At 53.5% G+C, this 12,983-nt stretch carries 15 protein-coding genes; 9 read left to right on the forward strand and 6 right to left on the reverse strand.

The features are described 5' to 3' along the window. Positions 1 to 52: 52 nt before the first annotated feature. Positions 53 to 1,174 carry a ribonuclease D gene (rnd, locus tag ACR6JA_RS04780; protein WP_494492972.1) on the forward strand — a complete coding sequence of 374 codons (1,122 nt, stop codon included), beginning with the start codon at positions 53 to 55 and terminating at the stop codon, positions 1,172 to 1,174. Between the two features lie 140 nt (positions 1,175 to 1,314). Here the strand turns inward: rnd and minE are convergent, their stop codons facing one another. Genes minE through minC form a run of 3 tightly spaced genes read right to left on the reverse strand, consistent with a single transcriptional unit; the run spans position 1,315 to position 3,141 of the window. Then, on the reverse strand, positions 1,315 to 1,590 hold the full coding sequence (gene minE / locus ACR6JA_RS04785; protein ID WP_008454068.1) for a cell division topological specificity factor MinE: 276 nt from the start codon (positions 1,588 to 1,590) through the stop codon (positions 1,315 to 1,317). 3 nt (positions 1,591 to 1,593) lie between these two features. After that, a complete protein-coding gene (minD, locus tag ACR6JA_RS04790) occupies positions 1,594 to 2,406 on the reverse strand; it encodes a septum site-determining protein MinD (RefSeq protein ID WP_008454070.1) in 813 nt (270 codons plus the stop codon). Positions 2,407 to 2,430: 24 nt separating this feature from the next. Continuing rightward, positions 2,431 to 3,141 (reverse strand): septum site-determining protein MinC, encoded by a 711-nt coding sequence (gene minC / locus ACR6JA_RS04795; protein WP_008454072.1) that lies wholly within the window; start codon positions 3,139 to 3,141, stop codon positions 2,431 to 2,433. 126 nt (positions 3,142 to 3,267) lie between these two features. On the opposite strand from minC, the gene ACR6JA_RS04800 reads away from it, so the two are divergent. The 6 genes from ACR6JA_RS04800 (at position 3,268) to ACR6JA_RS04825 (ending at position 6,538) form a co-directional block, all read left to right on the forward strand. After that, entirely contained in the window at positions 3,268 to 3,543 is a 276-nt protein-coding gene (locus ACR6JA_RS04800) for a YcgL domain-containing protein (RefSeq protein ID WP_008454073.1), read from the forward strand. A gap of 75 nt (positions 3,544 to 3,618) precedes the next feature. After that, positions 3,619 to 4,680, forward strand: a complete 1,062-nt coding sequence (locus ACR6JA_RS04805; protein ID WP_494493257.1) for a lytic murein transglycosylase — start codon at positions 3,619 to 3,621, stop codon at positions 4,678 to 4,680. Positions 4,681 to 4,770: 90 nt separating this feature from the next. Continuing rightward, positions 4,771 to 5,430: a fumarylacetoacetate hydrolase family protein gene (locus tag ACR6JA_RS04810; protein WP_039294414.1), complete on the forward strand. Its 660-nt coding sequence runs from the start codon at positions 4,771 to 4,773 to the stop codon at positions 5,428 to 5,430. An 89-nt stretch (positions 5,431 to 5,519) separates the two neighbouring features. Then, positions 5,520 to 5,966 (forward strand): cysteine cluster protein YcgN, encoded by a 447-nt coding sequence (gene ycgN, locus ACR6JA_RS04815; protein ID WP_008454079.1) that lies wholly within the window; start codon positions 5,520 to 5,522, stop codon positions 5,964 to 5,966. A 98-nt stretch (positions 5,967 to 6,064) separates the two neighbouring features. Continuing rightward, the gene (gene ymcF, locus ACR6JA_RS04820; RefSeq protein ID WP_494493258.1) at positions 6,065 to 6,274 is read left to right on the forward strand and encodes a cold shock small protein YmcF; all 210 of its coding nucleotides are present in this window, start codon (positions 6,065 to 6,067) and stop codon (positions 6,272 to 6,274) included. A gap of 24 nt (positions 6,275 to 6,298) precedes the next feature. After that, a complete protein-coding gene (locus ACR6JA_RS04825) occupies positions 6,299 to 6,538 on the forward strand; it encodes a putative hemolysin (protein ID WP_213716083.1) in 240 nt (79 codons plus the stop codon). 50 nt (positions 6,539 to 6,588) lie between these two features. On the opposite strand, the gene dsbB is transcribed toward ACR6JA_RS04825, so the two are convergent. Together dsbB and nhaB are read right to left on the reverse strand one after the other, a co-directional pair. After that, a complete protein-coding gene (gene dsbB / locus ACR6JA_RS04830) occupies positions 6,589 to 7,119 on the reverse strand; it encodes a disulfide bond formation protein DsbB (RefSeq protein ID WP_213716082.1) in 531 nt (176 codons plus the stop codon). 145 nt (positions 7,120 to 7,264) lie between these two features. Then, positions 7,265 to 8,830, reverse strand: a complete 1,566-nt coding sequence (nhaB, locus tag ACR6JA_RS04835; RefSeq protein ID WP_494492973.1) for a sodium/proton antiporter NhaB — start codon at positions 8,828 to 8,830, stop codon at positions 7,265 to 7,267. A 228-nt stretch (positions 8,831 to 9,058) separates the two neighbouring features. Between nhaB and fadR the strand changes: the two genes are divergently transcribed. Then, positions 9,059 to 9,778: a fatty acid metabolism transcriptional regulator FadR gene (fadR, locus tag ACR6JA_RS04840; protein WP_008454089.1), complete on the forward strand. Its 720-nt coding sequence runs from the start codon at positions 9,059 to 9,061 to the stop codon at positions 9,776 to 9,778. A 45-nt stretch (positions 9,779 to 9,823) separates the two neighbouring features. Here fadR and ACR6JA_RS04845 read toward each other — a convergent pair whose 3' ends face one another. After that, complete coding sequence (locus tag ACR6JA_RS04845) at positions 9,824 to 11,356, reverse strand: SpoVR family protein (protein WP_039306344.1); 1,533 nt, start codon at positions 11,354 to 11,356, stop codon at positions 9,824 to 9,826. 325 nt (positions 11,357 to 11,681) lie between these two features. Between ACR6JA_RS04845 and ACR6JA_RS04850 the strand changes: the two genes are divergently transcribed. Then, positions 11,682 to 12,980 carry a D-amino acid dehydrogenase gene (locus ACR6JA_RS04850; protein WP_213716079.1) on the forward strand — a complete coding sequence of 433 codons (1,299 nt, stop codon included), beginning with the start codon at positions 11,682 to 11,684 and terminating at the stop codon, positions 12,978 to 12,980. Positions 12,981 to 12,983: the final 3 nt, after the last annotated feature.

A 12,983-nucleotide genomic window follows, 5' to 3' on the forward strand; every position in this document is an offset into this window, starting at 1 on the left:
CTGATGCCGGTTCGCCGGCATTTTTTATGGGCGCAACCTAAGAGAACTGAATTTGACTTACCAGATGATTACTACCGATGAAGGGCTGGTCGCCGTATGCCAGGCCGCTCGTCAGTTCCCCGCACTGGCGCTGGACACCGAATTTGTTCGCACCAGAACCTATTACCCGCAGCTGGGGCTGATCCAGCTTTATGACGGCCAGCAGGTTTCGCTGATCGATCCTTTAGCTATCAGCGACTGGTCGCCGTTCAAGGCGTTGCTGCAGGATCCTGACACCATCAAGTATCTGCATGCGGGCAGCGAAGATCTCGAAGTCTTCCTGAATGCATTTGGCATGCTGCCTGAACCGTTTATTGATACGCAAATTCTGGCGTCCTTTACTGGCCGCCCGCTGTCCTGCGGCTTTGCCACTATCGTTGAGTCATACACCGGCATTGCGCTGGATAAAAGTGAATCCCGTACCGACTGGCTGGCGCGTCCGCTCACGGAGAGGCAGTGTGAATACGCCGCGGCAGATGTGCTTTATTTGCTGCCTATCGCTGAGAAACTGATGGCCGAAACGGAAGCGGCGGGCTGGATAGGCGCGGCTCTCGATGAGTGCCATCTGATGTGCTCCCGCCGTCGCGATCAGCTCGATCCTGAAGAAGCCTGGCGCGAAATAGGCAATGCCTGGCAGCTGCGCACCCGACAGCTGGCCTGCCTCAAGAAGCTGGCGGCCTGGCGCTTGCGTAAAGCCCGCGAGCGCGACATGGCGGTGAACTTTGTCGTCCGCGAAGAAAATCTGTGGCAGGTGGCGAGATACATGCCTGGCTCGTTGGGCGAACTGGACTCGCTTGGCCTGAGCGGCAGCGAAATTCGCTTCCACGGCAAAACGCTTATCGCCCTGGTGGCCGAGGCGCAGGCGCTGCCGGAGAGCGAGCTGCCGCAGCCGCTGCAAAACCTGGTGGATATGCCGGGCTACCGCAAAGTGTTTAAGGCCATTAAAGCCCTGGTGCAGGAAGTGAGCGAGGCTAAAGGGCTGAGCGCCGAATTACTGGCCTCCCGCCGCCAAATCAATCAGCTGTTAAACTGGCACTGGAAATTGAAACCGCAAAGCGTGGCTCCGGAATTAATTAGCGGCTGGCGGGCAGAATTAATGGCAGAAGCGTTAACGAAATTGCTGGCGGAATACTGATTATTTATATGGCCTGGGAATAATTACAGTATTGTTCTCGGGTTTGAATATATTGGCAAGCTGCAACAAGAATGAGATTAATAAACGTTAAGTGACTGCGTAAAAATAAAACCCCCTGACAAATGCAGGGGGTTTTTTATTCATGCCGACTTACTGGCTTCTTCCGCTTCCGGGAGCGTCACGTTCAGCTCCAGAATCGAAATATCTCCATCCCGCTGCTCGAGCTGGACGCTGACCATTTCCGGGTCAATTTGCACGTATTTGCAAATCACGTCGAGAATGTCCTTGCGCAGCTGCGGCAGGTAATGCGGTTCCGCATCGCTACGGCGACGCTCAGCTACGATGATCTGTAAACGCTCTTTCGCGATGTTGGCGGTGTTCTTTTTTCGTGACAGAAAAAAGTCGAGTAATGCCATAACTTATCCTCCGAACAGGCGTTTCAGGAAACCCTTCTTCTCTTCTTCAATGAAGCGGAAAGGGCGTTCTTCGCCGAGCAGGCGTTCTACGGTATCGGCGTAGGCTTTGCCTGCATCCGATTCACCGTCAAGAATCACCGGCTCGCCCTGGTTGGACGCACGCAGCACTGACTGGTCTTCAGGAATAACGCCAACCAGCGGAATGCGCAGAATTTCGAGCACATCTTCCATGCTCAGCATATCGCCTTTATTGACGCGACCTGGGTTGTAGCGGGTCAGCAATAAATGCTCTTTAATCGGCTCTTCACCGTTTTCAGCGCGGCGGGATTTGGACGACAGAATGCCGAGGATTCGGTCTGAGTCACGCACCGAGGAGACTTCCGGGTTGGTGGTAATGACCGCTTCATCCGCGAAGTACAGCGCCATCAGCGCGCCGGTTTCGATACCTGCCGGGGAGTCACAAACGATAAACTCGAAGTCCATGTTTTTCAGGTCTTCCAGCACCTTGGCCACGCCTTCGCGGGTCAGAGCGTCTTTATCGCGGGTTTGTGAAGCAGGCAGGATATAGAGCTGTTCAGTACGTTTATCGCGGATAAGCGCCTGATTCAGCGTGGCATCGCCCTGAATCACGTTAACGAAATCGTACACAACGCGGCGTTCGCAGCCCATGATCAGATCAAGGTTACGCAGGCCAATGTCGAAATCAATAACGACGGTTTTTCTTCCCTTTTGGGCCAGCCCCGTAGCGATGGCCGCGCTGGACGTGGTCTTACCGACGCCCCCTTTACCCGATGTAACAACAATAATGCGTGCCATAAAGGATTTCCTTGTTAAAAGGGCTTAATTCAAAGATTGAACGGAGAGCGCACCACTCGCCAGATTCAGGCGAGCCGCTTTTCCATAATAATCGGCTGGGATCTGCTCGCTCAGCCAGTACTCGCCCGCAATAGAGACAAGCTCTGCTACCAGGTTAGTACAAAATATTTGTGCATCACGATCGCCGCTTGCACCAGCCAGCGCACGGCCACGCATCATGCCGTAAATATGAATATTACCATCTGCTATCAGTTCTGCACCGGCGCTGACGTGATTGGTCACAATCAAGTCACAGTTTGGCGCATAAATGCGCTGCCCGGAACGGACCGGAGTATCAATTAAACGCGTTTTTGTGATCGGTGTAACATCCGGCGCGGTGACCACCACGGGCTCAGCAGGTGCGGCTTTTGGCGTTCTTGCGGCCTTTTCTTTCCCTTCGGTCAGCAAGGGCAGGCCAGCGCGCTCAATTTCAGCCTTTAAAGCTTCATCTTTACAGCCGCTGATACCCACCACGCGCAGGCCGGTTGCGGTAACGGCCTGTTGTACTTTCTTCCAGTTGACGGAACCATCGAGACTGGCGACGTTAACGACCACCGGGGCATTCTTTAAGAATGCGGGAGCCTGGGCGATTTTATCTTCCAGAGCCTGGCGAATAACCTCAGGTTGTGCATCATGCAAATGAACCACAGATAAGGTAAAACTGCTGCCCTTTAACTCGATTGGCGTGTTTGACATCCTGGCCTTACTCAATTCAGTTTCAATCCCCACTATTGTGGGACGATATTCCGAAGTACACCAGGCATGTTATAGTCCAGCTTATATTCAGGCAAGCCACTCGCTGGCGAAAATAGAGTAAAAAAAATGTTTTGTGTGATCTACCGAAGTACTAAACGTGACCAGACATATCTTTATGTCGAAAAAAAAGACGATTTCTCCCGCGTGCCGGAAGAGCTGATGAAAGGCTTTGGCAAACCGGTCCTGTCTATGCTGTTGCCGCTGGACGGTAGCAAAAAACTGGCCAATGCCGATTTGGATAAAGTGAAACAGGCGTTGGAAACTGAGGGCTATTATTTACAGATCCCACCTCCAGTAGAAAGTTTGCTGACAATGCACCTGGAAAAGAGTCCTAAAAAATAACTTTCGGACTGAAGGTAAATCTTTTCTATGTATTCACACGGAAAATGTGTGAAACACATTATTGAAGAAATGATGATGAAAAATGCAGCTTTGCGTTACACCTTCAGCGCCTTAATACTTTCCAGTGGGGCAGGTTATCTCCCCCATGCCGAGGCGGCTCCCGCAGTCGCCTCAGTTCCTCAAAGCCGCACGCCTGAAACCACCACGCTGGCTGAACAAGGGCGCAACCCCGCTGAATTCCCGGCTTACGTCGAAAAGTTAAAGCAACAAGCCAGAGCAGAGGGCATCAGCAATGCGACGCTGGCAAAAGCCTTTGCGAATATTCATTTTGTTGATCGGGTCATTCAATCCGATCGCAATCAGCTGGAAAAGAAAATAACGCTTGATGACTATTTAAACCGTGTTATTACTCCCTCCAAAATCAAACGGGCGCGTAGCCTTGCCCGCCAGCACCGGGCAGAGCTGGAAAAAGTCAGCGCCAACAGTGGCGTGCAGAGTCGCTACATCGTCGCGCTTTGGGCAATGGAAAGTAACTTCGGCAAGCTGCAGGGCAAAGAAGATGTCATTTCTGCTTTGGCGACGCTCGCTTTTGAGGGGCGCCGTGAAGCCTTTTTTACCAACGAGCTGATGGCGGCGCTGAAAATCATCCAGAGAGGTGATGTTAGCGCGACGCAGATGAAAGGCTCATGGGCCGGGGCGATGGGGCAGAACCAGTTTATGCCGAGCTCGCTGTTGCGCTACGGCAAAGATGGCGATGGCGACGGAAAAATTGATATCTGGAATAACACCCGCGACGTTTTCGCTTCCACGGCTAACTACCTGGTGGTAGAGGGCTGGCAGCGTGGTGGGGCGTGGGGCTATGAAGTGAAACTGCCTGCGGATTTTAATACTTCGTTGCTGGGGACTCGACCCGGGCAGGGCAAGTCCGTGGCCCAGTGGAAAAAACTAGGGGTAACGCTGCCTAAAGGCACACATCTTCCGGTGTCGTCACAAAAGGCCTGGCTGGTGAAGCCAGACGATGGCCTGGCGCGTTCGTTCCTGGTCTATAACAACTTCCGTACCCTGATGCACTGGAACCGTTCTTACTACTTTGCCATTAGCATCGGCAAAATGGCGGATGCCATCGCAGATAAATAAGGCACGCTTAGAAACACTTCCCCGGTATTCAGCAGGCATTTTTTTATCTAGTATCAAAGGCAGTTAACACACACGACACAGAGGAAAGGCATGTATCAACATCATAACTGGCAGGGTGCGCTGCTGGATTTTCCGGTAAACAAGGTAGTCTGTGTTGGCAGCAACTATGCCAAACATATTAAAGAGATGGGCAGTGCGACGCCGGACGAGCCGGTGGTGTTTATCAAGCCTGAAAGCGCCCTGTGCGATATTCGCCAGCCGCTGGCGTTGCCGCAGGAATTTGGTTCTGTGCATCATGAGGTAGAGCTGGCCATTCTGATCGGCTCAACTCTTAAGCAGGCAAGCGAAGAGCATGTGCAGAAAGCCATTGCCGGCTATGGCGTTGCACTGGACCTCACGCTGCGCGATCTGCAGGCTAAACTGAAAAAAGCAGGCCAGCCGTGGGAAAAAGCCAAGGGCTTCGATAACTCTTGCCCTATCTCCGGGTTTATCCCTGCGGCACAGTTTACCCACGATCCGCAAAACACCCCGCTGGAGCTGAAGATCAACGGTGAAGTTCGCCAGCAGGGCAATACCGAAGACATGATCCACAAAATCGTGCCGCTGATTGCCTACATGAGCAAATTCTTCACCCTGCGCGCGGGGGATGTGATCCTGACGGGTACACCGGAAGGCGTAGGTCCGCTGCTCAGTGGCGACGAGCTGGAAGTGAGTTTTGCCGGTCACAGCCTGACGACGCGCGTTTTATAAACAATTTGCCGCTTCAGGGCGGCAAAACTTGCATCCGGGTGTCAGACTGTTTATAAGGTGCAGCTTAATTTTTAAATGCAGGAACCGCTATGACACCCACTCCTTTTTGGCAAAGTAAAACTCTCGACGAAATGAGCGACGCCGAGTGGGAATCCCTGTGCGACGGCTGTGGCCAGTGCTGCCTGCATAAGCTGATGGACGAAGACACCGACGAGATTTATTTCACCAACGTCGCCTGTAAGCAGCTCAATATCAAAACCTGTCAGTGCAAGAACTACGCCCGCCGCTTCGAATACGAGCCGGACTGCATCAAACTCACTCGCGACAATTTGCCGACTTTTGAGTGGCTGCCGCACACCTGCGCTTACCGCCTGCTGGCAGAAGGCAAACCGCTGCCGGAATGGCACCCGCTGATCACCGGTTCAAAAGCCGCCATGCACGGCGAGCGCATTTCCGTGCGTCATATTGCGGTGAAAGAGTCAGAGGTCCGCGACTGGCAGGATCATATCCTCAACAAGCCCGAATGGGCTGACTAGCGCATTTCGATGCTGGTCGGGAATAAAAATAAATCCTTTATATAACCAATCTTGTGATAGGATAGACTTTCAATAACCAAAATAAGAGAGTTTTTATCCTGAATTTAACATTCCAGTGTCCGTCATGTGGCGGATCGCAGTATCGCACCTCCCCCTACGATGTCCGAGAATCAAATCCCCATGGCGCAGTCTGTATCTTTTGCAAATCCGCAATGCAGGCGTCCGCTCATCGTCCGTTAAATGCGACCTTCTCCAGTTTTAGCCCGCTGGGGCAACAGTCTTTGGCTTCTTCCCAGCTGCGCTGTTAAGATTCCGTCCTCAAAGGAGGAAAAATGAAAAAACTAACAATTATCATGGGCGTATTGCTGCTCAGCGGCTGTGCAACGGCAGAGCGTGAGGCACCGAAGCCTCCGCACAGCGTAGGCATGGCGAACCCGGCTTCAGTTTACTGCCAGGCCAAAGGCGGGAAATCTGTGATGGTGAAAACGCCTGAGGGCGAAAGAAGTGACTGCCTGCTGCCAGGCGGGGAAAGAATTGATGAATGGGCGCTGTACCGGCGCGATCATTCCTGAAAAAAATAACCCACCGAAAGGTGGGTTATTACTATCGGGCGTTTGCGAAATTAACGGCCAAACAGATCGCGACGCTTAGGCTTGAAGAACTGAGCAATCAGCACCAGCACCGCAATGATCAGGAACACGGCGAAGATCCCGAGCAGCCACTGCACCATATCCAGCGACAGGAATTCCCACTGGCGAACGGAGCAGTCACCGCTGGCAACGAAGACCTGCGGCAGCCATTTATCCAGCGGTAGCCAGCTTGGGAAGCGAGCGAAGAAATCACAGGTCACAAATGGGGACGGGTGAAGCTGCAGCATGGTGTGCTCCCATGCAAGCTGAACGCCTTTCCCTGCGCTGTACAGCCAGATGGCCAGGGCGCCATAGCGCAGCGGGCTTTTAGGGGCTATCGCGCCCACGATACCAGCGCCCATCACGCCAAACAGCGCGCAACGCTCATAGATACACATTACACAAGGTTTCAGCCCCATAACGTGCTGGAACCACAATGCCACCATCTCAAGCACAAATGCCGTAAAGGCTAAAAGCAGCCAGGCGGTGCGCCCAAGAGAGCATTGGTTTAAATATCGCAACATAATCAGTTTCCCTGCAGCATGCGTAGAATCGGCAGTGTAAACCAATTCCCTTTTTGCGCCAGTAGCGCAGATGAAAATAACGCAGTAATCGGATGTTTATAAGGAAAAAATTTGTAACGGGAAGCGGACTTCCCGTCAAATTGCCTTAGTGCGGTGCAAGCAACGTATCAGGCGTTACTAGCCAGCCGCTGTCCAGCATCCATTGTGTAGCCGGCGCCAGGGTATATTCCACGCACAGCAGACCCACAAGGGTCAGCACCAGCGTGTAGGGCAGCGCCATCACAACCATGCGGCCATAAGAGAGGCGAATCAGCGGTGCCAGCGCCGACGTCAGCAGGAACAGGAACGCCGCCTGGCCGTTTGGCGTCGCCACCGAAGGCAGGTTTGTACCGGTATTGATAGCCACCGCCAGCAGTTCGAACTGCTGCATATTGATGGCGCCATTCTGCAACGCGGTTTTTGCCTCGTTGATATAAACAGTACCGACAAAGACGTTGTCGGAAATCGAGGATAGCAGGCCGTTAAAGATATAAAACAGCGACAGCTGGGCATGCGGAGAGGCATCGAGCACGTACTGAATTATCGGGCTGAACAGATGCTGGTCGATGATAACCGCCACGATAGTGAAGAAAACGGTCAGCAGGGCGGTAAACGGCAGCGCTTCGGTAAAGGCTTTGCCGATAGCATGCTCGTCGGTAACCCCGCACAGCGATGTCGCCAGAATAATCACCGTCAGGCCAATCAGACCAACTTCTGCCAGATGGAAGGCCAGCGCGATAATCAGCCAGACGCCAATCAGCGCCTGGATCAGCAGCTTCATCTGGTCCTGCTTTGTTCGCTTCTTGGTGCTCTGAGCATCAAAGTCATACAGGATCCCACGCACTTTTTCCGGCAGCGTTTGCCCGTACCCGAACACTTTAAAACGTTCCAGCAGAATGCAGGTGAGCAGGCCACAAATCAGCACCGGCACGGTCACTGGCATCATGCGCAGGAAGAAATCGCCGAAGTGCCAGCCAGCGTTTTTAGCAATAATCAGGTTTTGCGGCTCGCCAACCATGGTCATTACGCCGCCCAGTGCGGTACCGACGCCAGCGTGCATCATCAGGCTGCGCAGGAAAGCGCGGAATTGCTCAAGCACCTCGCGGCTGTCGCTCCGAATATGGCTGTCGTCCTGCACGTTGCTGTCATCCTGTGCTTCAGATGCTACGCGGTGATAGATGCTGTAGAAGCCCACGGCGACGCTAATGACAACGGCCACGACCGTCAAGGCATCAAGGAAGGCGGAAAGAAACGCGGCGGCGACGCAGAAGGCCAGCGACAGAGCAACTTTAGACCGGATCCCTAACAGCAGGCGGGTAAAGAGCAGCAACAGGAGCTGCTTCATGAAATAAATCCCGGCCACCATAAACATCAGCAGCAGCAACACTTCGAGGTTTGAGGCAATTTCAGCACGAACGTGATCGGGGCTGGTCATGCCGACCAGCACGGCCTCAATGGCCAGCAGGCCACCCGGCAGCAGCGGGTAGCATTTCAGCGCCATCGCCAGCGCGAAAATAAACTCCACTACAAGCATCCATCCCGCGATAAATGGGCTGACAAACCAAAAGACTAGCGGATTAACCACTAAAAAGAGAAGCAGCGTCAGTTTGTACCAGTCAGGTGATTGACCCAGAAAATTGCGGTACAACGCCCGCCCAAAGGACATTTCCATCGTATAGTTACCATTATCCGTTGTATTATGTTGATGTTTAAAAAGATAACGCTTCAGGGTACTCGTTTATGGCGCACGCGATCAAGCCGAAGGAAATCCTGAGTTAAGGCGTTTATCGTCAAAATTCAACGCCGATCCCGCATTTGCGCGTCGCACCCGCTATCTGGCGCGCATGGCATCTGGTATGATGAGTCCAATTTGCAAAACCTGAGTAATGGAAATCTTACTATGGTCATTAAGGCGCAGAGCCCAGCGGGTTTCGCGGAAGAGTATATTATAGAAAGTATCTGGAACAGCCGTTTTCCGCCGGGTTCTATTCTGCCGGCAGAGCGTGAACTTTCAGAACTGATTGGCGTTACGCGTACCACTTTACGTGAAGTGCTTCAGCGTCTTGCACGCGACGGCTGGCTGACAATTCAGCACGGGAAGCCAACGCGGGTGAACAATTTCTGGGAAACCTCAGGCTTAAACATTCTGGAAACGCTGGCTCGTCTCGATCATGACAGCGTGCCGCAGCTGATTGATAATCTGCTTTCGGTGCGAACCAATATCTCCACGATATTTATTCGTACGGCGATTCGTCAGTATCCTGATAAAGCGCAGGAAGTGCTGGCCACGGCTAGCAAAGTTGAAGACCACGCGGACGCTTTTGCCGAGCTGGATTACAACATTTTCCGCGGCCTGGCGTTTGCGTCTGGTAATCCAATTTATGGGCTGATCCTGAACGGGATGAAAGGACTGTACACCCGCATCGGGCGTCACTACTTCTCCAATCCTGAAGCCCGTAGCCTGGCGCTGGGCTTCTACCACCGCCTGGCAGAAATCTGCCAGCAGGGGCTTCACGAGCAGGTCTTTGATACCGTGCGTAACTACGGTCGCGAGAGCGGCGAGATTTGGCACCGTATGCAGAAAAACCTGCCTGGCGATTTGGCAATGCACAGTCGCTAGGCCAGCATAAAAAACGCTTCCCGAGGGAAGCGTTTTTTTTCACTCTTACAGCGGGTTTCGCTGCGGGCAGCGCTCCAGCAGTTCCACGCTACCATCCGCATTTTGCTGCTCCAGCACGACGTCAAAGCCCCACAGGCGATGCACATGCTTGAGCACTTCTCTACGCCCTTTATCCAGCGGGGCGCGGTTGTGCGGGATGTAGCGCAGCGTTAGCGAACGATCCCCGCGCAAATCTACATCCCAAACCTGAATATTCGGCTCGAGGTTGCTCAGGTTGTACTGGGCCGACAGCTGGGAACGTATTTCCCTGTATCCCTCTTCGTTGTGGATGGCCGAAATTTCCAGGTAATTATTGCGGTCATCGTCCAGCACGGTGAACAGGCGGAAGTCGCGCATCAGCTTAGGCGACAGGAACTGGCTGATAAAGCTTTCGTCCTTGAAGTCACGCATGGCGAAATGCAGCGTTTCCAGCCAGTCTTTGCCGGCAATATCCGGGAACCAGTAGCGGTCTTCTTCGGTCGGCGACTGGCAAATACGTTTGATGTCCTGGAACATGGCGAACCCCAGCGCGTAGGGGTTAATGCCGTTGTACCACGGGCTGTTATAGGGCGGCTGGAACACCACATTGGTATGGCTGTGCAAAAACTCCAGCATAAAGCGGTCGCTGACTTTGCCCTCGTCATACAGGTGATTGAGAATGGTGTAGTGCCAGAAGGTGGCCCAGCCCTCGTTCATGACCTGGGTCTGTTTTTGCGGATAAAAATACTGGCTCACCTTGCGCACAATACGCAGGATCTCACGCTGCCATGGCTCCAGCAGCGGGGCATTCTTCTCCATAAAATACAGCAGATTCTCCTGTGGCTCCGAAGGGAAGCGGTGGGCGGATTCTGCGGTTTTTTCCTCTTCCTTACGCGGCAGCGTGCGCCAGAGCGTATTCACCTGGCTTTGCAGATACTCTTCCCGGCTTTTCTGGCGCGCTTTCTCCTCCTGCAGGGATATCTTCTGCGGGCGTTTATAGCGGTCCACGCCGTAATTCATCAGCGCGTGGCAGGAGTCCAGCAGGCGCTCCACCTCATCAACCCCGTAGCGCTCTTCACACTGCGTAATGTAATTCTTGGCGAAAATCAGGTAGTCGATTATCGAGCTGGCATCTGTCCAACTGCGGAACAGGTAGTTGTTTTTAAAGAAAGAGTTGTGCCCGTAACAGGCATGCGCAATCACCAACGCCTGCATGGTGATGGTGTTCTCTTCCATCAAATAGGCAATGCAGGGGTTAGAGTTGATGACGATCTCATACGCCAGCCCTTGCTGCCCGTGCTTGTACAGGCGCTCGGTTTCGATGAATTTTTTGCCAAAAGACCAGTGCGGATAGTTAATCGGCATCCCGACGCTGGAATACGCGTCCATCATCTGCTCTGAGGTAATGACTTCAATCTGGTGGGGATAGGTGTCCAGGCGGTAGAGCTTTGCTACCCGGTCAATCTCGGCCAGGTAAATGTCCAGTAGCTCAAACGTCCAGTCGGGTCCGTCACTCAGACGGGTGGGATCCTTTGTGGCGAAATCAGTTACGTTAGCCATCAGCGCGCCCTCATTGTTTTCGACTTTCTCTGGATGGAAAGCCTCACTCTCAAGAATAGACAACTCCTGAAAGATAGCGCCGACAAGTAAAATTTTTTCTTCGCGATTTATTGATCTCAATAGCGGGCTTTTAGCGCGTCACTCAGCATTTTATTTTGACGAAAATGTTTTCCCGTACAGGAGATGCTAATTATCCCGTTCCAGCACTGGCGGGCAGGTTTGTGAGTTTAGTCACCATAATAAAGCCATATGTTGAATAACATATTCAACTGAGTTATCAATATGTAATCAGAAGATTATTCTTTTAGCTAATTGCGGAGCAGATATGCGTGTTGTGGTGCTGGGAAGTGGTGTCGTCGGCGTGGCGAGCGCCTGGTATTTACGTCAGGCCGGGCATGAAGTCACCGTCATCGATCGCGAATCAGGGCCGGCGCAGGAAACCAGCGCGGCCAACGCCGGGCAGATCTCTCCGGGGTATGCTGCTCCGTGGGCGGCACCGGGCGTCCCGTTAAAAGCCATTAAGTGGATGTTCCAGCGCCATGCTCCGCTGGCCATCAGCCTCGACGGAACCCAGTTCCAGCTGAAGTGGATGTGGCAGATGCTGCGCAACTGCGATACCCGCCATTACATGGAAAATAAAGGCCGCATGGTACGCCTGGCGGAGTACAGCCGTGATTGCCTGAAAGAATTGCGCCACGCCACAGGCATCCAGTATGAAGGCCGGCAGGGCGGGACGCTGCAGCTGTTCCGCACCGAGCAGCAGTATGAAAGCGCGGCTAAAGACATCGCCGTCTTGAAAGACGCAGGCGTGCCGTATGAGCTGCTGGAAGCCAGCCAGCTTAACCGCGTTGAACCCGCGCTGGCGGATGTAGCCCACAAGCTGACCGGCGGCCTGCGTTTACCGAACGATGAAACCGGTGACTGCCAGCTGTTTACCCAAAACCTGGCGCGGATGGCGGCGGAATCCGGCGTTGAGTTTCGCTTCAATACGCCGGTTGATCGTCTGCTTTACGACAACCAGCAAATCAGCGGCGTACAGTGCGGCCAGGAAGTGGTGAAGGGGGATGCCTACGTCGTGGCATTCGGGTCCTATTCCACCGGCCTGCTCAAGGGCATCGCCGATATTCCTGTCTATCCTTTGAAAGGTTACTCCCTGACAATTCCTATTGCCGACGAACAGGGCGCGCCGGTTTCAACCATTCTGGATGAGACCTACAAGATCGCTATTACTCGCTTTGACAACCGCATCCGCGTGGGAGGCATGGCAGAAATCGTCGGTTTTAACACTGAACTGCTGCAGCCGCGCCGTGAAACGCTGGAAATGGTCGTCAGGGATCTCTATCCGCGCGGCGGGCACGTCGAGCAGGCAACGTTCTGGACCGGGCTGCGTCCGATGACGCCGGACGGGACGCCAATTGTAGGGCGTACGCCGTTCAAGAATCTCTGGCTTAATACCGGACACGGCACGCTAGGCTGGACAATGGCATGCGGTTCGGGCCAGATGCTGAGCGACCTGATCTCCGGGCGTACTCCGGCTATCCCAAGCGAGGATTTAGGCATCGCACGCTACGCGCCTGGCTTTACGCCACTGAGCGCCCGTCATCTTCATGGCGCACATAACTAAAAG

Source organism: Cedecea sp. B1(4), from assembly GCF_059414925.1.

Coding starts and splice junctions, on each gene's coding strand:
- minE (WP_008454068.1), bottom strand. CDS start 1,590: ATGGCATTACTCGACTTTTTTCTGTCACGAAAAAAGAACACCGCCAAC.
- minD (WP_008454070.1), bottom strand. CDS start 2,406: ATGGCACGCATTATTGTTGTTACATCGGGTAAAGGGGGCGTCGGTAAG.
- minC (WP_008454072.1), bottom strand. CDS start 3,141: ATGTCAAACACGCCAATCGAGTTAAAGGGCAGCAGTTTTACCTTATCT.
- ACR6JA_RS04800 (WP_008454073.1), top strand. CDS start 3,268: ATGTTTTGTGTGATCTACCGAAGTACTAAACGTGACCAGACATATCTT.
- ACR6JA_RS04805 (WP_494493257.1), top strand. CDS start 3,619: ATGAAAAATGCAGCTTTGCGTTACACCTTCAGCGCCTTAATACTTTCC.
- ACR6JA_RS04810 (WP_039294414.1), top strand. CDS start 4,771: ATGTATCAACATCATAACTGGCAGGGTGCGCTGCTGGATTTTCCGGTA.
- ycgN (WP_008454079.1), top strand. CDS start 5,520: ATGACACCCACTCCTTTTTGGCAAAGTAAAACTCTCGACGAAATGAGC.
- ACR6JA_RS04825 (WP_213716083.1), top strand. CDS start 6,299: ATGAAAAAACTAACAATTATCATGGGCGTATTGCTGCTCAGCGGCTGT.
- dsbB (WP_213716082.1), bottom strand. CDS start 7,119: ATGTTGCGATATTTAAACCAATGCTCTCTTGGGCGCACCGCCTGGCTG.
- nhaB (WP_494492973.1), bottom strand. CDS start 8,830: ATGGAAATGTCCTTTGGGCGGGCGTTGTACCGCAATTTTCTGGGTCAA.
- fadR (WP_008454089.1), top strand. CDS start 9,059: ATGGTCATTAAGGCGCAGAGCCCAGCGGGTTTCGCGGAAGAGTATATT.
- ACR6JA_RS04845 (WP_039306344.1), bottom strand. CDS start 11,356: ATGGCTAACGTAACTGATTTCGCCACAAAGGATCCCACCCGTCTGAGT.
- ACR6JA_RS04850 (WP_213716079.1), top strand. CDS start 11,682: ATGCGTGTTGTGGTGCTGGGAAGTGGTGTCGTCGGCGTGGCGAGCGCC.